Consider the following 18,234-nt stretch of genomic DNA (forward strand, 5'->3'; position numbering starts at 1 on the left):
GCGCGCAGTCCATCCAGCGAGAGCGAAACAATGTCGAAGAAGAATCTGGTGTACGTGTGGTCCCTGAGAAATGCTGCCGCCGACAAGGCCGGGCAGCCGGTGGCCTACAAGGACCACGAGCGCTACATGAAATCGGTGCTGGAGTTTCTGGTGGGTTCGTTGAACGACACCCCGCTGGGCGAGGCCTACAACCTGGTGGGCGTGGTGTACGACGATGACGAACAGAACCCGCGGGACCAGCAACTGGTCAAGGACTACGGCTTTGCCTACCAGCCTGGCCGCCAGTGGCTGTACCCGGCGGACCTGCGGGTGCAGGGCCGGCTGGTCAATGACTTGTTGTTGAGTGTGCCGTCCACCTATCGCCGCTTGCCACGGGGCAGCGCCGAACACATCGCCGGCAAGCAGGATTTCGAACGGCGCTTGCATGACACGCTGGTGGAATTGAAGGCTGACATCGTGGTGCTCGATGGCTTGCTGGTGATCCTGGATGAGCTGGTGCGACCGGGTGCGCCATTTGCGCGGCGCATCATGAACATTCACCCCGGTATTACCCGCATCGAATCGCCGTACGAGCGCCGCGGCGCGTATGCCACGTGGAATGCGTTGTACGGCGCGCGCGGGCTGACGGTGACGGATTGGGCGACAAAGGCCACCACGCCGTCGGAGCCGCTGTACCTGACCGGCGCATCGTTTCATTACGTGGATAACGGCATTGATTCGGGGGAGGTGTTTCACGACGTCTTGAAGACCGAGATTTCGCCTGAGGACACCATCCTTGAGCTGCGTTGGAACAACTTCAACAACAGCCTGTTCCCGGCGTTGCATGAAGGGTTGGAGCTGTTGGCAAAAATCTGAAGCGGGCACAGTTCAAAATGTGGGAGCGGGCTTGCTCGCGAAAGCGGTGTGTCATTCACCGGAAATAGTGACTGACACATCGCTTTCGCGAGCAAGCCCGCTCCCACACAAGCCTGCACACATTTGAATCTTCAGTGCTTCAGAGTTCGCGCACTACCCGAAAACCAATCCAGTCCCCCCGCGTCTGCGGGTAGATATTGTTGCGGTTGCCCGAGCGCGAAAACACGGGCGCCTCGCCCCAATCATTGCCGCGAATGACGTAGGCCTCGCAGGTCTGTTCTGTCCAGGCGCTGCCATCGGACGGCGCACCTGCGTAGTTCTCGTGGTAGCAGTCGGCAACCCGCTCGTAGACATTGCCGTGCATGTCATACATGCCAAACCCATTCGGCGCGTAGCTGCCCACCGGCGAGGAATAGCTGTAGCCATCCGCCGGGCCGTAGGTGTTGGCGTGCCCGGCGATGCTGTAACCCTTGCCCTCGTCAAACGGGAACGGGAAGGGCCCCTTGGTGCCGGCCCGCGCGGCGTATTCGCGTTGGGCTTCGCTGACCATGTGGTACTGCTGGCCGGTCTTTTTCGACAGCCAGCTCACGTACCTCTGGATGTCGTCCATGTCCATGCATACCGCCGGTTGGCGTGGGCCCTGCGGGTAGCGCGGTTTGCTGGCGATGCATTCGCGGCCGGGGCGGGTGTCGCCGTCAGCGATTTTTACCCCGGTCTGGCGCACGTAGCTGTCCCACTCGCTGGCGGTGATGTGGAAGCGGCTCATGGCGAAGGGCTTGGCGAAGGTCACAGTGTGCATCGGGCCTTCGTCAGGCTCGCGGCCGACTTCATCCTCGGGCGTGCCCATGGTGAACGTGCCCGCGGGCAGCACCACCATTTCCGGGCAGTCCTTGCAGTCCTTGAACACTTTGCCCGGCTGCGGCGTGGCAGCCTGGGCCAGGCCTGGCAGCAGGGCGCCGCAGGCGGCCGCCAGGGTCAGGGCGGCCAGGGGGTTGAATCGGGATCGCATCATGAGGGCCTCTGGTCAAAAGGAAAAATGCACGTCACAGCCGTGGGCTCAGCAGGGCCATGAAACGCTGGATCTCGTCGGAGGAATTGAGCAGCCCGGGCGCGGTGCGGATCACCGGACCGGCATCGCGGTCCACCGCATCGATGACAACACGCTGTTTCATCATGTAGTCGGCGATGTCGCTGCTGTCCTGGCCCTTGACCCGGAAGAAGGTGAAGCCAGCCGACAGTTCGGCGCTGCGCGGCGTGACCAGTTCGATCTGCGGGAGGCTCAGCAGTTGGTCTTTAAGCTCGGTATTGAGCGCATGGATACGCGCCTGTACCTGCGCCTTGCCCAGTTGCAGGTGCAGCTTGAAGGCTTCATCCGCCGCCCAGCGGTGTTCGAATGCGTGGAAGCCACCAGGGGTCATGGTGGTGGCGAAGTTGGTGTCTTCGGAAAAGGTCGGCACCATCGGCGTGATGTACTTGTTTTCGCTCTCGCGGGCGCAGACCAGTCCGGTACCGCGCGGGCCGAACATCCATTTGTGGGTGCCGGCGATAAAGAAGTCGCAGTGCATGTCCGGGAAGTCGAGGTTTTCCACGCCAAAGCCATGCACGCCATCGACCACGTAGAGAATGCGGTCGTGGTCGTCGCGGTGGCGGTTGTGTTCAGTCACCAGTTGGCCGATCTCGCCGATGGGCAGCTTCACGCCGCTGCCGGACTGCACCCAGGTCATGCCCAGCACGCGGGTATTGGGGCGGATATTGCGCTGGATATTGCCGAGCACTTCGTCCGCCGAGAGGCGGTTGGCGTGCTCGAACAGCTTGAACCGGCGCACCTGGGTACCTTGCTTGCGCACGCGAAAATCCAGCACGTTCTGGGTCGCGTAATGCTCGTGCACGGTGGTGAGGATCTCTTGGTCGGCGCGCAGCTGGATGCCGCCATAGATCATCGCCAGGCCCTCGGACGTGCTGCCGGTAAGGGCGATCTGCGCGGGTGCGGCCTGCAAATAACGACCGGCCCATTCGCGCACCTGGCCTTCGCGCTTCCAGGTTTCTTCCAGGCCCCAGTCCATCGCCAGGCCGGGGTTGCGGTCGATCTGCAGGCGGTAGCGCTCGATGGCGTCGCGCACCGGTTTGGGGTGTGACGCCACGAGGAAGTTGGAGAAGTGCAGGTAGTTCGGGTCCTGGTTGAACAGTTGCTTGAGATCCGTCCATGGATGTTTCGCCGCAGGCGCGGCAGTGACGGCCAGCGCCTCGGGCAGCAGCGACAGGCTGGCGGCGAATAGCCCGGCCTGCTTGAGAAATGTACGGCGGTCGGTCATGGACGTGCTTCTAGGTGATTAGCGATTGGCCAAGGGCTTGGCGGCTTTTTGTACCTGGTCCCACACGCGCAGGAAGTTGCCACCCCACAGCTTGGCAATGTCAGCTTCGGAGTAGCCCCGCTGGATCAGCTCGGCGGTGACGTTGCGCACCTCGCCGACGTTCTCCCAGCCGTCGATGCCGCCGCCGTCGTTGAAGTCCGACGAGATGCCGACGTGATCAATGCCGATCTTGCGTACCGTGTAGTCGATGGCGTCGCCCCAATCCTTGAGGCTGGCCTTGGGTTCTTCCTCAAGAATGCCGTACAGGCCCTGGGCGTACTGGCCGAATTTCTGCTCGGGCCAGGCGGCGATGATTGCGTCGCCGGGCATCAGCGCCATGGCGAGGTTTGGCAGCGGTGGCAGATCAAAACGTGCGCGCAGGCTGTTGAGCTTGTCCTGGGTCGGCTGGCTCAGCGGTCGCAGGTACGCCGAGAACCCGACGACTTGCACCACGCCGCCGCTGTTCTTGATCAGTTGCAGTTCCTTGTCGCTGAGGTTGCGCGCGATATCCACCGACGCTCGCGGCGCCGAGTGGGACGCGACCATTGGCGTGCGGCTCAGCTGTGCCACCTGCTCCAGCGCCTTGGTCGACATCTGCGACACGTCGATGATCACCCCCAGGTCGTTGAGGCGGTGCACGGCTTGCTGGCCAATCGGCGACAGGCCTTCGAGGGCGTCGGTGGAGTCATTGAAAAACGGCAGTGGGCGCGATGAGTCGGACCACGCGTTGTTGCCGATATAGCTGAAGCCGAACATGCGCATGCCACGTGCGGCCCACAGGTCCAGCTGATTCAGGTCATTGCCCAGGGGGTAGGCGTTGAGCATGCTGATAAAGATCGCGAATTTGCCTTCGCCATGCAGGCGCCGGAAATCGTCCGGGGTGTAGGCAATGCCCACTTGGTTGGGAAAGTCGCGGACCATGCCAGAGATGATTTTGTAGCGCACCTCCTGCTCGTGGCGCGCTTCTTCGACAAAACCGTCGGTGGGTTTGTGCGGGGCGTTGGCGCCGTTCCAGATCTCCGGCCAGCCGAAAATCGTCAGCGCCGCTCCCGACAAGCGTCCGCGGGCAGCCTTGGCCAGGTCGAACTGGCCGCTGCCGTCCTTGTCGGCCTCGCTGCCGACACCGCCAAAATCCAGGGGCACGGTGATATGGCTGTCGAACGACAACAGGCGATCCTGCATTTCATTGGCCTGCTTGATCACTGCCAGCGGGTAACCCGCATTGCCCCTGAACCAGTGATCCCAGGCCAGGAAACCGGCTGCGGCGCCGATGGCCAGTGCCAGTGGCAGGCCGATATACAGCGCCTTTTTCGAACGTGGTTTTGTCATTGCCATCTCAGTCAGTTGAGGCCTTTGCTATCAAGGAAGGACGAGCGCTGGACGCAGAAATTTAGGCGGTGCGCCAAGTGCGGTAAATTTCCCCGGCCTGCAAACGTTCTAGCTCTGATTAAGCCGTTTCCTAAGGTAGACAATGACGATCTCTCGACGTGGGTTCATCGCAGGCCTGGCGCTGACCGGCGCGGCTGTGCCAGCGGCCTTCTATGCCCATCGCGAGCTGACGCGTGAAGAAGAATTCCCGATCACTCCCGGCGAAGCCACGGTGGACTTGGCCGACACTGCCGGCCAGCACCTGGCGAACAGCCTGCGCGGTGTTTGGAGCCTGCGCCTGGAAGGTCGCGACGCGGGTCTCAAAGGCCTGCCGCTACAGGGCCTGGAACTGTTGCTCGACATCGCCCCACGGGGTCGTGGCCTGCGTGGCTACCTCGACACCGCAGCCAACCTGCGCGCCACCGGCGAACCGCGTTACCGTGTCCTCGGCGACCTGCTGCCGGGGGAGGGCGCCACGCTCTACTGGCGCCTGATCGACCGCGACGCGCCCGGTGGCGTGCCCGCCTACGAATTCAAAATGACCCTCGACGAAGTCTGGGGCGTGTTTGGCAACGCCGGCAGCGGCACCCTCAGTGGGCAGATTCTCAACCTCGATCGTCCCCTGGCCTTGACCGAACGCGACAACCGGTTTATCGCGCACAAGCAACTGTTTCCCGAAGCCCGCGAGCGCATCGGCCTCAATCCGACCCTGCTGGCCTGGCTGATCAGCGCCGAACACCGGTTATTCCACCAGCTCTGGCACGCGACCCGTGACCAATGGCACAAACTCTCCGAAGAAAAGCGCGATGCCCTGCGCGGCATCGGTTGGCAACCCGGCCCCCGCGGCCAGGAGCGCGATGCGCGCGGCAAACACAAGGACCGCAACGGTTCGGGGATCGATTTCTTCTTCATGCATCGCCATATGCTCGGCACCGCGCGTTCGATGCAAGACTTGCCTTCGTGGCCCGAATTCCCCGCACCGCAGCCTGCACTGGAGCGTGATCGGCTGGGTTTCGTGCGTTACTTCGACAACCACGATGGCTTTGCCTTGCCGCCCACCTGGTCGGCGCCGGATGACCCTGACTACACCCAGTGGGTCAGCGACATCAAGGCGGCCGAGACTTACCACAGCAACTTTCAAGTGTGGGAGTCCCAATACCGCGACCCGCGCTACCTGGCCAAGTTGACCCTGGGCCAGCTCGGTTCCGAGATGGAATTGGGGCTGCACGACTGGCTGCACATGCGCTGGGCCTCCGTGCCTCGCGACCCCTCCAACGGTGGCCCGGTGCCCTTCGCCCGCGATCCCTCGGACTTCGCCGCGCGGTGGTATGCCGCGGAAAACGACTTTCTGGGCGACCCGTTCTCATCCCATGTAAACCCGGTGTTCTGGCATTTTCATGGCTGGATCGACGACCGTATCGAGGACTGGTTCCGTGCCCATGAGCGCTTCAATCCGGGTGAGGTCAGCCGGCTTGAGGTCAACGGCGTAGCGTGGTTTGCCCAGGGGCGTTGGGTAGAAGTCGGCGACCCTTGGCTGGGCCCGGACACCCACGGCTGCAGCACCACACCGGGGTTGCAGATGGGGCGGTCGATGGAGATGGACCCGGAGACCATGAAGCTGGCATTGCGCATTACTTTCGGTGCAGAAGATGACGCGCTGAAGGGATTGTTCAAGCGGGTGCCAAAGCGGCCCTGGTACGCGCGGCATCTGAAGGTGAAAAGTCGGGAGGCCTGATCCCGACTTACCCTATTACAACTATTACGATTTCAACCGACCGCAGCCGGACGCTAATGTGCCGGTTGCGGTGTGAGTCGTGCCTCGCTTTTTAAGCGTTCTTCTCATCGAATGCCTCGCCTTGGGTTTTCTCGCGTTTGTAGGCGTTGTGATTTCTAACGCTAGGAACACTCTGTCTGTATAGGTCTTGCCTCATCGGTTTGTTTTGGGTTTTCCCTGGATTTACTCTTCTTCTGACAGCTGTTTCATATTTTTTTGTTTATGAATAAATAAAAAGTTGAAATAGAGTTTATCTGTGCGGTTTGTAGGATGCATCCTCAAAGCTTTGTGGAAAGTTCCCGCGCATAGTTCGGGGGCTGGTAAAAAATGTCTGGGATACTTCATTCTTGCGGCGACAGAGCGCGCCAGTGATGGCCGGTTATTATTTTGCCATACAGCAAGGGATGAAGTTATGACGCTAGATAGTTTTCAGAATGAAGTGCCCAAGGCGCGGGTCAATATCAAACTGGACTTGCATACCGGCGGCGCCCAGAAAAAAGTCGAGTTGCCCCTGAAGTTAATGGTGATGGGGGACTACAGTAACGGCAAGGAACAACGCCCACTCTCGGAGCGGGGCAAGATCAATATCAATAAAAACAACTTTGACAGTGTTCTCGGCGAGTTCTCGCCGGGGCTGAAACTGGTGGTGGAAAACACCTTGCCGGATGACGCATGCGACACCACTGTCGAGTTGAGCTTCCAACGCCTGAAGGATTTCGAACCGGAGCAGGTTGCGCGGCAAGTCCCGCAGTTACGTGCACTTCTGGCCATGCGCAATCTGTTGCGCGATCTCAAATCCAACTTGCTGGATAACGCGACCTTCCGACATGAGTTGGAGCGCATTCTCAAGGACGACGCGTTAAGCGCTGAACTTCGTACCGAATTGGCCGCGTTGGCGCCTAAAACTAATTGATGTCCATGGATTTGAAAAAGGAGTTTTGAGCATGTCCGTAGAACAATCCGGTTCGCAATCCCATGGCAGCACCGTACTGTCGGAAAACAACAGTGGAGTCTACGCCACACTGTTCAGCAAAATTAACTTGAGTCCCGTGGCGGAGTTAGGCGGGCTCGAGGTGTTTCAAAATACCGAGGCACTTTCCGATGTGTCTGCCGATGAGCGGGTTACCGCCGCGGTCAATGTGTTCCTGCAGTTATTGAAACAGTCAGCCCATAAGGTCGAACGCCTGGATAAGGTGCTGTTGGATGAGCATATCGCCTCGTTGGATCGGCAGATAAGCCGTCAACTGGATGCGATCATGCACCACCCGGACTTCCAGCGCGTCGAGTCGACCTGGCGTGGGGTGAAATCGCTGATCGACCAGACGGATTTCCGCCAAAACGTGCGTATCGAGCTGCTGGACATCAGCAAAGACCATCTGGTGCAGGATTTTGAAGACGCGCCGGAAATCGCCCAGAGCGGTCTCTACCTGCATACCTACACCCAGGAATACGACACCCCCGGCGGTGAGCCAATCGCTGCCGCTATCTCCAGTTACGAGTTCGACCGCAGCCCACAGGACATTGCCCTGTTGCGTAACATTTCCAAAGTGGCCGCGGCTGCCCACATGCCGTTTGTGGGTTCCGTCGGGCCTGCATTCTTTGGCAAGGCATCCATGGAGGAAGTGGCCGCGATCAAGGACATCGGCAACTACTTCGACCGCGCCGAATACATCAAGTGGAAGTCGTTCCGGGACAGTGACGATGCGCGCTACATCGGCCTGACGATGCCGCGTGTGCTGGGGCGTCTGCCCTATGGTCCCGACACCCTTCCCGTGCGCAGTTTCAATTACATCGAAAGCGTCAAAGGCCCGGACCACCACAAGTATTTGTGGACCAACGCCTCCTTCGCGTTTGCCGCCAATATGGTCAAGAGCTTTATCGCCAATGGCTGGTGTGTGCAGATCCGTGGACCGCAGTCCGGTGGTGCGGTGACCGAGTTACCCATCCACTTGTACGACCTGGGCACTGGCAACCAGGTGAAGATTCCCTCGGAAGTCATGATCCCGGAAACCCGCGAATTCGAATTTGCCAACCTCGGTTTCATCCCACTTTCCTACTACAAGAATCGCGACTATGCGTGTTTCTTCTCCGCCAACTCCGCGCAGAAACCTGCCCTCTACGACACCCCGGATGCCACGGCGAACAGTCGTATCAACGCGCGCCTGCCCTACATCTTTCTACTGTCACGCATCGCCCATTACCTGAAGTTGATCCAGCGCGAAAACATCGGCACTACCAAAGACCGGCGCTTGCTGGAACTGGAGCTCAACAAGTGGATTGGCGGGCTCGTGACTGAAATGACCGACCCTGGCGATGACTTGCAGGCTTCACACCCGCTGCGCGATGCGAAGGTGACGGTGGAAGACATCGAAGACAACCCGGGCTTCTTCCGCGTCAAGTTGTACGCCGTGCCGCATTTCCAGGTGGAGGGCATGGATGTGAACTTGTCGCTGGTTTCGCAAATGCCCAAGGCCAAGGCTTGAGTCAATCGTAGGGAAACGATGCCATGAAGATCGATCGCCCTCTGTGGGCTTGCGGCGTATTGCTGTCGGCGCAGCAATTCCAGCAACAAACGCGTTGGGAGGCCTGGGCCAACGTACAGCTCGCTCATCTGAGCCTGGCGCACCCTTGGGGCGTCCAGGCCGTCGGGTTTGATTTGGAAGCCTTGCGCCTGGGCAAACTCAAGGCCACCCAGTTGTGTGTATGCCTACCCGACGGGACGTGGATCGACACCGATTGCGTCGACCGCCTGCCACCTGCCTTGGGCTTGGCCGATGAGGTCCAAGCTACGCTGGTGCATGTGGCATTGCCGCTGGAGCAGGCCAATGGCAACAACTGTCTGTTTGACGGCGGCAACAGCGACCGGCCGATCCGTTATCGCCAGGACTGGCGCGAGGTCCAGGATGTCTACAGCGATGAACGGCAATCCATCGCGGTGCTGGAGCACGCGCTGAGCCTGCGTTTGCACAGTGACGACAACGCGGACTACGTGACCTGTCCCGTTGCGCGGCTGGTCCGTGACGGGCAGGGTGCCTGGAGCCTTGACCCGGTCTACGTGCCGCCGCTGCTCAGCTTTGCAGCGCATCCGGGTTTGTTGAGCCAGTTGGATAACCTGTTGACCCAATTGGCGGCCAAGCGGCAACGGCTCATGGGCATGCGGCGCGAGAGCAATCAGCGCATGGCCGATTTTGCCGTGGCCGATGTCTCGCTGTTCTGGTTGCTCAATGCGTTGAACACCTACCAACCGGTCCTGGCCGATCTGCGGAGTTTTCCGGCGCGTCATCCCGAACAGGTCTACCAGGAACTGATCAAACTCGCCGGCAGCCTGTTGACGTTCTCATTGGAACACGAAATCGACAAAGTGCCCGCGTATCAACACGGCAACCTGGAAGCGGTGTTCGCACCGCTGATGAACACTATTTCGCTGTTGCTGGAAGCCAGCCTGCCATCGCGGGTCGTTGCCCTGGAGTTGGAGGCACAGGGCGCCAATCGTTGGCAGGTGCAACTGCATGATCCCCGCCTGCGTGAGCGTGACGGTGCGGATTTCTATCTGTCGGTGCGCAGCCGTCTGTCCGCGGCGCAGTTGCAGGATCAGTTTGCGCAGCTCTGCAAGGTGGGCACGCCGGACGCGGTCGACTACCTGATCAACGCGGCGCTCGACGGCGTGCCATTGCGGGCCCTCAGCCATGTGCCGGCAGCGATTCCGCTGCGCCTGGAAAACCAGTATTTCGTGCTTGATTTCAGCCATCCCAAGGGCCAGGCGGTACTGGACGCAGGAGTCTGTGCGTTCTACGTCCCAAGCACATTGGTCGACGTCAGGCTCGAACTGTTTGCGGTGCTGCGCGCATGAACCAGATCAATTCAAACGGTCACGACACCCCACCTGCGGACGTTGATGAGCTGCTGCAGGACACCTACCTGCTGGTGGTTGAGTTGCGTCAGGGCGTTGCATCCGAGGGCCTGCCGGAGTTGTGGGGAGTATGTGTCGCGCAGGTCGAGCAGGTTCGACAGCGGCTTGCGTCGGCGGGCATGACGAAGCGCGCAGTCGATTACATCTCCCATGCGCAATGCGCGTTGCTGGATGAGACGGTGCTGACGTATGGGAGTAAGAACGATCAGGCCGCGTGGGCAAAACCCCTTCAGGCCAAGTTTTTCAACCACCATCAGGCTGGCGAGTTCCTGTACGAGGACATGCAGGCAGTGTTACGCGAACCGGCACCGGACCGGCAGGTCCTGACGGTGTTCCATCGCGTGCTGATGTTGGGTTTTCAAGGTCGTTACCGCGACCTGAACGACCCTGAGCGTCAACGCTTGCTGCACGCGCTCAACGCCCATGTGCCGCCCTTGAGGCTCAACCAGAGCCTTGTCACCCAGGCGCGTAGCGGCGCCATCTCGGGCTTGGGCTGGTTGCAGTCGCCGCTGATGCATGTGCTGGCCGCCACCGTGGTACTGGCCGCAACGTGGTGGGGGTTGGATCAACTGTTGAGCGATGCGGTTGCGTTGCTCCTGCCTGATCAAGCGTGAGGGCCCGATGACGATCTCCTCTCATCGACTGCTGGTGCTGTGGGCAGGAGGGCTGCTCCTTGCGTTGCTGGCGATCATTCCACTCACCGTCTGGGTGCGGGCGGCCGGGCTTGTCCTAGGGCTGTGCGGTATCGGGTTGGCATGGGTGGCCGTGAACCGCCGGGCATGCGTGTTGCGCGAATCGGTGAAGCTGGGTGGCAACGTCGCCTTGCCGGCGGCGTCCTTCCGGCATCCGGTGGTACTGGTCTGTGGTGATGGCCTCGATGCGCTTTTTGGCCCGGTGTGCGTTGAGCAGTTGAGCCTGCGGGAGACTCCCTCGGGTTGTTACGTGCGGGTACCCAGCCTTGGGCAACTGCCGCTGATCTGCGACGGCATCCTGGCTCTGCGGCCCGGCTGGGGCGCCCAGCTGTGCGTGATGTTTGTCGTGAACCCCGGTGCACACAGCGACAGCTCGGCGCTGCTCGGTCGAGTGCGAGCCCTCGGTTACCAGGCCACCCTGGCACGCAAGCGAGGTATCGCGCTGCCATTGCTGCTGGTGAGTTACCTGCAAACCGTGCAGGGCGCCGAGCCGTGGTTCAGTTGGGAAGGCGGCAAGGCCGAGGCTTATGTCCGCGATATAGACCAGTGCGCCACGCTGAGTGAGTGGCAGCATCAAGCCGCCGACCTGCCTGAGCAGTCCGCACGGTTGCACGCTTGCGTTCAGTTGGGGAGTGTCGCCGGTTGGCTGCAGGACAAGGTGTTGCCTTGTCTCGTTCATCACGACACGGATGTCGCCAGCGTGTGCGCGTTCAAAATGGTCTCGGTGCTGCCCCGGGCGGTGGAGGGCAACCTGTGGGGTCAATGGCTTGCTCACAAGGTGGCGTTGGTCGATGGCCGCGTGATCGATGCGACGGCGACATTACCTTTTCCAGATGCGTTGCTTGGTGTGCTCAAGCGCCATCCGTCGCGTACCCCGCGGCAACGGGCAAGCGTCGTGGCCTTGTGGTTGTGGGTAGCTGCCAGCGCGGTCGCGCTGGCCAGCTCAGCCTGGCAGAACACCTTGTTGCTGCGCCAGGTCAGTGATGACCTGCGTCGCTATACCTCGATTCCGCCGCCGACGCACCGAGAACAGCGTGCGTTCCTGCTGCACGAAGACGCCGTCACTGCACTGCGCCAGGCCGCCCAACGGCTGGATACCTACTACCGACAGGGTGCACCGCTGGCCTTGGGACTGGGCCTGTATCGCGGCGAGCATCTGCGTGCCCCGTTACTCGCCGTGTTGGCCGCCCATGTCGAGCCGCCACCGACGGTTTTGCCCACGGGACCGGCGGGTGTGGTGCGGTTGGACAGTCTTTCGCTGTTTGCCAGCGGCAGCGCCCGACTCAAGCCGGGCTCGACCAAGGTGCTGATCCGTGCGCTGGCCGGCATCCAGGCACAGCCTGGCCAGTTGATTGTGATCGCGGGGCATACCGATGCCACCGGCGACGCCGAGAAAAACCGCCGGCTGTCCTACGCCCGGGCCGCTGCCGTGCATGGCTGGATACAGCAGATGAGCGCAATCCCCGACAACTGCTTCGCGGTGCAGGGGTTCGGTGCCAGCCAACCGATTGCAAGCAACGACACGGTAGAAGGGCGCGCAGCCAATCGTCGTGTCGACATCCGTCTGGTGCCTGAGGCAGGGGCGTGTTCACGCGCTGTTCCAGGACCTGACGGGCAACCTCCCGTCGCACATCGCGACGTTTAATGTCCAAGAAAAGGAGCTTCACATGGCAATTCCCGTTTACCTCTGGCTTCAAGACGACGGTGGCGCAGAGATCAAAGGCTCGGTGGACGTGCAAAAGCGCGAAGGCAGCATCGAGGTGGTCGCCCAGGACCACAGCCTGTACATCCCGACCGACAACAATACCGGCAAGTTGACCGGTACGCGGGTGCACACCCCATTCCTGTTTTCCAAGGAAATCGATGCCTCCAGCCCGTATCTCTATAAGGCTGTCACCACCGGGCAAACCCTCAAGAGCGCCGAGTTCAAGTGGTATCGCATCGACGATGCGGGGCAGGAAGTCGAGTACTTCATCACCAAGCTGGAGAACGTCAAGGTGGTGAAGGTCGCGCCAAAAATGCACGACGTCAAAGACCCCAGCAAAGAGAAACACAACCATTTGGAGCAGATTGAGCTGCGCTACGAGAAGGTCACCTGGACCTACAAGGACGGCAACATCATCCACTCCGATGCCTGGAGCGAACGCCAGAGCGCGTGATGTACCTGCACCACCAGGCGATTTGCCGGTGTGCTGGGTTGAGCGTCCGCTCGCGGGCGCTCAGCCAAACACATCGCGTTTCAACCTGACGACCCAGCCCCTTTGGCGAGGATGTATTGCGTATGGCCCAGAACTCCACCCGTTTGCTTCGTCGACTCAACCCTTTCTGCGCGCAGGCGTTGAGTGCGGCCGCGTCCCTGTGCCAGGGCAGCGGCCACGCGCAAATCACCATTGAACACTGGCTGCTCAAGCTGCTGGGCCAGGGGGAGGGCGACCTCACGGTCATCGCGCGGCGTTACGAATGGAATCTGGAGGCACTGTGGTACGGCCTGCTTGAACACCTCGACGGCCTGCCACGCAGCGTGCAGGGCAAGCCGCAGTTGTCCGCGCCCTTGCAGCAATTGATCAGGCAGGCCTGGTTACGCGCCTCGCTCGACGACAACAACGACAGCCTGCGCTCGGTGCATCTGTTGGGCGCGCTGATGGAGACGCCCGGCCTGTTGGCCTGCGAAGCCGCCTGGCCATTGCTCAGTCTCGGTGAGGCACAGTTGCAGCGGTTGATGGGGCTGTTGGACCAGGTCTCCGAAGAGCGTCCGGCGCTGCAAGAGACTGTCGAACCGCAGTCCATTGAACCGAAGGGTGATGATGCCCGGTCGGCAACGTTGGACAGGTTCACCAGAGACCTCACCGCCAAGGCCGCACAAGGAGAGATCGACCCGGTGTTTGGCCGTGACGATGAAATCCGCCAGGTCATCGACATCCTCAGCCGTCGGCGTAAAAACAATCCGCTGCTGGTGGGCGAGCCTGGCGTCGGCAAAACGGCCTTGGTGGAAGGCCTGGCATTGAGCATTGCCCAGGGGCGGGTGCCTGACAGCCTCAAGTCAGTCTGCGTACGCACTCTTGACCTGGGTTTGTTGCAGGCGGGTGCGGGCGTCAAGGGCGAGTTCGAGCAACGCCTGAAAAGCCTGATCGATGCCGTGCAACAAGCCGACAGCCCGGTGCTGCTGTTCATCGACGAGGCCCACACCCTGATCGGCGCCGGCAACCAGGCCGGCGCTGCCGACGCCGCCAACCTGCTTAAACCCGCGTTGGCCCGTGGCGAGTTGCGCACCATCGCCGCGACCACCTGGAGTGAGTACAAACAGTACTTCGAGCGCGATGCGGCCCTCGAAAGACGTTTTCAAATGGTCAAGGTCGACGAGCCGGACGACGCCAATGCCGGCCTGATGCTGCGCGGCCTGAAATCGCGCTACGCCACTCACCATGGCGTGCATATCCAGGACGCGGCGGTGCAAGCCGCAGTCAGCCTGTCACGGCGTTACCTGACCGGGCGCCAACTGCCGGACAAAGCGGTCGACCTGCTCGACACCGCCAGTGCCCGCGTGCGCATGAGCCTGGATTGTGAGCCGCAAGCGCTGGTCCGGCTGAAGGCGCGGCAAGCGGCGCTGGAACTGGAGCGTCAGGCATTGGAGCAAGACCAGGCCCTCAGCGGCGGCGACGTTGGCGAGCGCCTGGGGCTGATCGACGTGCAATCCGCGGATTTGCAGCGCGAGCAAAGCGCACTGGAGCAGCAATACCGGCAAGAGCGTCAGTTGGCCGAACAACTGATGAGTGCGCGCCGGATGCAGCCACCACAACCGGGCACCTGCGCACGGCTACAACGGGAACTCCATGCCATTCAAAGCGAGCAGCCGCTGCTGTCACTGGATGTCGACGTACGCAGCGTGGCCCACGTGATTGCCGATTGGACCGGCGTTCCGCTGGGCAGCTTGCTCAAGGACGAACACCGCAGCCTGTTGGCGCTGGAGCAGCAGTTGGGGCAGCGGGTGATCGGCCAGGCTCCGGCGCTGAGCGCATTGGCACAACGGCTGCGCGCGGCCAAGACCGGCCTGACCAACGAGCATGCACCGCTGGGAGTGTTCCTGCTGGTGGGCACCAGCGGCGTGGGTAAGACCGAGACCGCCCTGGCCCTCGCAGACAGCCTGTTCGGCGGCGAAAAATCACTGATCACCCTGAACTTTTCCGAGTACCAGGAAGCCCACACCGTCAGCCAGCTCAAAGGCTCGCCGCCCGGTTACGTCGGCTATGGCAAGGGCGGTGTGCTGACCGAAGCCGTGCGGCAGCGGCCCTACAGTGTTGTGCTGTTGGACGAGGTCGAAAAGGCGCACAGCGACGTGCTCAATCTGTTTTACCAAGTGTTTGATCGTGGATTCATGCGAGACGGTGAAGGGCGCGAGATCGACTTTCGCAACACCGTCATCCTCATGACCTCCAATCTCGGCAGCGACCTGCTGTACGACTGCTTGCAGGCCCAGCCCGACGCCCCCGACAGCCTGCTGCACGAACAACTGCGGCCCATCCTGCGCGAACACTTCCAGCCGGCCTTGCTTGCACGGTTCCAGACGTTGATCTATCGACCGCTGCAAGCCGACGCACTCAAGCGCATCGTCGCGCTCAAACTGGCCCAAGTGGCCAAGCGGTTGCGTTTCCACTATGGCCTCGACTGCCGGTTGGGCGACTCACTCCACGACGCCCTGGTTGCCGCCTGCCTGTTACCGGACATGGGCGCGCGCAACATAGACAGCCTGCTCAACGAACAAATCCTGCCTGTTCTCAGCCAGCAACTGCTGGAGCGGCGCGCGGCGCAGCAGCGGTGCCAGTGCGTGAGTCTTGAGTTCAGTGAAGAGCAGGGCATCTGCCTGAGTTTCACGGACGACGATGCTGCGCCGCAAACCGCAATCATGGAGGCGTGAGATGAGTGTCTTCTTTGATCACAGTCGACACACATTACGGGTCAACAATGTTGCCGCGCCGCTTGAGGTTCTGGCCTTTGCAGGAGAGGAGGGCCTGAGCCAGCCGTTCAAGTACCGCATCGAATTCACCAGCCCCGACCTCGACCTCGCCGCCGACTCCATCCTCGGCCATCAAGCCAGTTTCAGCCTGCACGCCCCACCACAAAAACTGCCGCTGCTGAGCTTGTCGCCACCCAAAATCAAACCCCTGCGCACCCTGCACGGCGTCGTCACCACCTTCGCCCGCCAATCCGGCTCCAACGACCAGGCCACCTATGCAATCACCCTGCAACCGCGTCTGGCCCTGCTTGAACGTGGCCGACAGTTGCGTATCTACCAGCACCAATCCGTGCCCGAGATCGTCGAACACATCCTGCGCTGCCGCCACGCTTTCGAAGGCCAGGACTTCCTGTTCACCCTCAAGCGCGACTACCCCCGGCGCGAACAGGTCATGCAATACGGCGAAAGCGACCTGGCTTTCATCAGCCGGCTGCTCGCCGAAGTGGGCATCTGGTATCGCTTCACCAGCGACGAACGCCTGCGCCTAGAGGTCGTCGAGTTTTTCGATAGCCAGCGCGGTTACCAATTCGACGTCGAACTGCCATACCGCCCGCAATCCGGGCTCGGCAGCAGCGGGCAGGACGGCGTATGGGCTTTGCAATCGAGCCACCAGGTCGTCGAGCAACAGGTCAGCGTACGCGCCTACCACCACCGCGACGCCAGCGCCCACCTGAACGGCGGGATCGAGCAGAGCCGCGGCGGGGCCTACGGCGATGCCTACCACTACGCCGAACCCTACAGCGTCCTCGGCAACCGCCTCGATCAAGACGAAGACCTGCCATGCGAAAGCGGCTACTTCTTCGCACGCCTGCGCCACGAGCAGTACCTGAACCAGCAGACCCGCCTGAGCGGCCTTAGCAGCAGCGCCACCCTGGCGCCGGGCCAGGTCCTCAGGATCAGCGGCGGCGCACCCCAGGCATTCCAAACCGGCGCAGTCATCACCCGCCTGACCACCCAGGCCGCGCGCGACCGCAGCTTCGAAGCCGCCTTCGAGGCCATCCCCTATTCAGAAACCCTGTGCTTTCGCCCGGCCCCACACGCCAAACCGCAAATCGCCGGCACCGTCCCGGCCCGCGTCACCAGCCCCCAGGCCCACGACCCTTACGGCCACATCGACATGGAAGGCCGCTACCGCGTCAACTTCCTGTTCGACCGCGACACCTGGAAACCCGGCGAAGAAAGCCTGTGGCTGCGACTGGCCCGGCCCTACGCAGGCGACACCCACGGCCTGCACCTGCCATTGATTCCCGGCACCGAAGTGGCCATCGCCTTCGAACAAGGCGACCCGGACCGCCCCTACATCGCCCACGCCCTGCACGACAGCCAGCACGTCGACCACGTGACCCTGCGCAACTACAAACGCAACGTGCTACGCACACCGGCCAATAACAAACTGCGCATGGACGACACGCGGGGGCAGGAGCACATCAAGCTGAGCACGGAACACAGCGGCAAGAGCCAGTTGAACCTGGGGCATCTGGTGGATGCGCACAGGCAACAGCGTGGTGAAGGGTTCGAGTTGCGCACGGATGGGTGGGGCGCGATCCGGGGTGGGAAGGGGGTGTTTATCAGTGCGGATGAGCAGGGTAAGGCGCAGGGGCAGCAGCTTGAAATGGGCGCGGCGATGGCCCGCTTGGAGCAAGCGAGTGAGCAGTTGGACGCGCTCTCCACTGACGCTCTGGCGGCGAATGCCGATCCGGCGGACGTGCAGGCGCAGTTGACTTTACTCAAGCAAGACCTGGAACGACTCAAGTCGTCCGTGCTTCTACTCAGCGCTCCCCAGGGCATTGCCCTGAGCAGCGGGGAGCACCTGCAACTGGCTGCGCAGGGCAACGTGATGATCAACGCCGGGGCTGAGGCGGATGTCAGTGTGGTCAAGCGCTTGTTTATCGGTGTGGGGCAGGGCGTCAGTCTGTTTGTGCGCAAGTTGGGGATCAAGTTGATCGCCAACGCCGGCCCTGTGCGTATTCAGGCACAGAACGACACGTTGGAACTGATGGCGCGCAATGGCTTGGAAATCATCAGTGCTGAAGATGAAATCCGCATCGTCGCGAAAAAGAAAATCAGCCTGAATGCAGGTGGTAGTTACATCACCCTGAATCAAAGCGGGATCGAAGCTGGCACCCAAGGTGACTTCAATATCAAGGCTGCAGATTTCCAATTCCTGGAGCCCTCCCGGCAGTCGCTGGAAATGCCACAGCCCCCTCAACTGACCGAGCATAAATCCGTGCCCTCTGGGCTTACGGGTTTCTCTGGCTGATCCCCTTGCGAAA

13 protein-coding genes are annotated in these 18,234 nt (G+C 61.5%); 10 read left to right on the forward strand and 3 right to left on the reverse strand.

Going from position 1 to position 18,234, the window contains the following annotated elements; all coding sequences use genetic code 11:
• Positions 1-30 precede the first annotated feature (30 nt).
• Complete coding sequence (locus PSH81_RS10715) at positions 31-855, forward strand: N(5)-hydroxyornithine transformylase PvdF (RefSeq protein WP_226457787.1); 825 nt, start codon at positions 31-33, stop codon at positions 853-855.
• A 139-nt stretch (positions 856-994) separates the two neighbouring features.
• On the opposite strand, the gene PSH81_RS10720 is transcribed toward PSH81_RS10715, so the two are convergent.
• From PSH81_RS10720 to pvdM, 3 genes are read right to left on the reverse strand one after another with little or no spacing between them, the layout of a single operon-like run.
• Complete coding sequence (locus PSH81_RS10720) at positions 995-1,867, reverse strand: formylglycine-generating enzyme family protein (RefSeq protein WP_192301120.1); 873 nt, start codon at positions 1,865-1,867, stop codon at positions 995-997.
• A gap of 31 nt (positions 1,868-1,898) precedes the next feature.
• Positions 1,899-3,167, reverse strand: coding sequence for an aminotransferase class V-fold PLP-dependent enzyme (locus PSH81_RS10725; RefSeq protein ID WP_305392484.1), 1,269 nt, complete (start codon positions 3,165-3,167; stop codon positions 1,899-1,901).
• An 18-nt stretch (positions 3,168-3,185) separates the two neighbouring features.
• The gene (pvdM, locus tag PSH81_RS10730; RefSeq protein ID WP_226457789.1) at positions 3,186-4,535 is read right to left on the reverse strand and encodes a pyoverdine-tailoring dipeptidase-like protein PvdM; all 1,350 of its coding nucleotides are present in this window, start codon (positions 4,533-4,535) and stop codon (positions 3,186-3,188) included.
• Positions 4,536-4,677: 142 nt separating this feature from the next.
• On the opposite strand from pvdM, the gene PSH81_RS10735 reads away from it, so the two are divergent.
• From PSH81_RS10735 to PSH81_RS10775, 9 genes are all read left to right on the forward strand, one after another.
• Positions 4,678-6,309 carry a PvdJ/PvdD/PvdP-like protein gene (locus tag PSH81_RS10735; protein WP_305392485.1) on the forward strand — a complete coding sequence of 544 codons (1,632 nt, stop codon included), beginning with the start codon at positions 4,678-4,680 and terminating at the stop codon, positions 6,307-6,309.
• Between the two features lie 451 nt (positions 6,310-6,760).
• Positions 6,761-7,261, forward strand: coding sequence for a type VI secretion system contractile sheath small subunit (tssB, locus tag PSH81_RS10740; protein ID WP_192301156.1), 501 nt, complete (start codon positions 6,761-6,763; stop codon positions 7,259-7,261).
• A 31-nt stretch (positions 7,262-7,292) separates the two neighbouring features.
• Positions 7,293-8,831: a type VI secretion system contractile sheath large subunit gene (gene tssC, locus PSH81_RS10745; protein ID WP_305392486.1), complete on the forward strand. Its 1,539-nt coding sequence runs from the start codon at positions 7,293-7,295 to the stop codon at positions 8,829-8,831.
• Between the two features lie 23 nt (positions 8,832-8,854).
• On the forward strand, positions 8,855-10,198 hold the full coding sequence (gene tssK, locus PSH81_RS10750; protein WP_305392487.1) for a type VI secretion system baseplate subunit TssK: 1,344 nt from the start codon (positions 8,855-8,857) through the stop codon (positions 10,196-10,198).
• Positions 10,195-10,872 carry a type VI secretion system protein TssL, short form gene (gene tssL, locus PSH81_RS10755; RefSeq protein WP_305392488.1) on the forward strand — a complete coding sequence of 226 codons (678 nt, stop codon included), beginning with the start codon at positions 10,195-10,197 and terminating at the stop codon, positions 10,870-10,872. The genes tssK and tssL overlap by 4 nt, the downstream gene beginning before the upstream one ends.
• Before the next feature lie 7 nt (positions 10,873-10,879).
• Complete coding sequence (locus PSH81_RS10760; RefSeq protein ID WP_305392489.1) at positions 10,880-12,595, forward strand: OmpA family protein; 1,716 nt, start codon at positions 10,880-10,882, stop codon at positions 12,593-12,595.
• Between the two features lie 22 nt (positions 12,596-12,617).
• Entirely contained in the window at positions 12,618-13,109 is a 492-nt protein-coding gene (locus tag PSH81_RS10765; protein ID WP_192301128.1) for an Hcp family type VI secretion system effector, read from the forward strand.
• 122 nt (positions 13,110-13,231) lie between these two features.
• A complete protein-coding gene (gene tssH / locus PSH81_RS10770; RefSeq protein WP_305392490.1) occupies positions 13,232-15,862 on the forward strand; it encodes a type VI secretion system ATPase TssH in 2,631 nt (876 codons plus the stop codon).
• 1 nt (position 15,863) lies between these two features.
• On the forward strand, positions 15,864-18,221 hold the full coding sequence (locus PSH81_RS10775) for a type VI secretion system Vgr family protein (RefSeq protein ID WP_305392491.1): 2,358 nt from the start codon (positions 15,864-15,866) through the stop codon (positions 18,219-18,221).
• The last annotated feature ends 13 nt before the right edge of the window (positions 18,222-18,234 follow it).

Origin of the sequence: Pseudomonas sp. FP2335 (assembly GCF_030687535.1) — a bacterium.
Taxonomy (GTDB): Bacteria; Pseudomonadota; Gammaproteobacteria; order Pseudomonadales; family Pseudomonadaceae; genus Aquipseudomonas.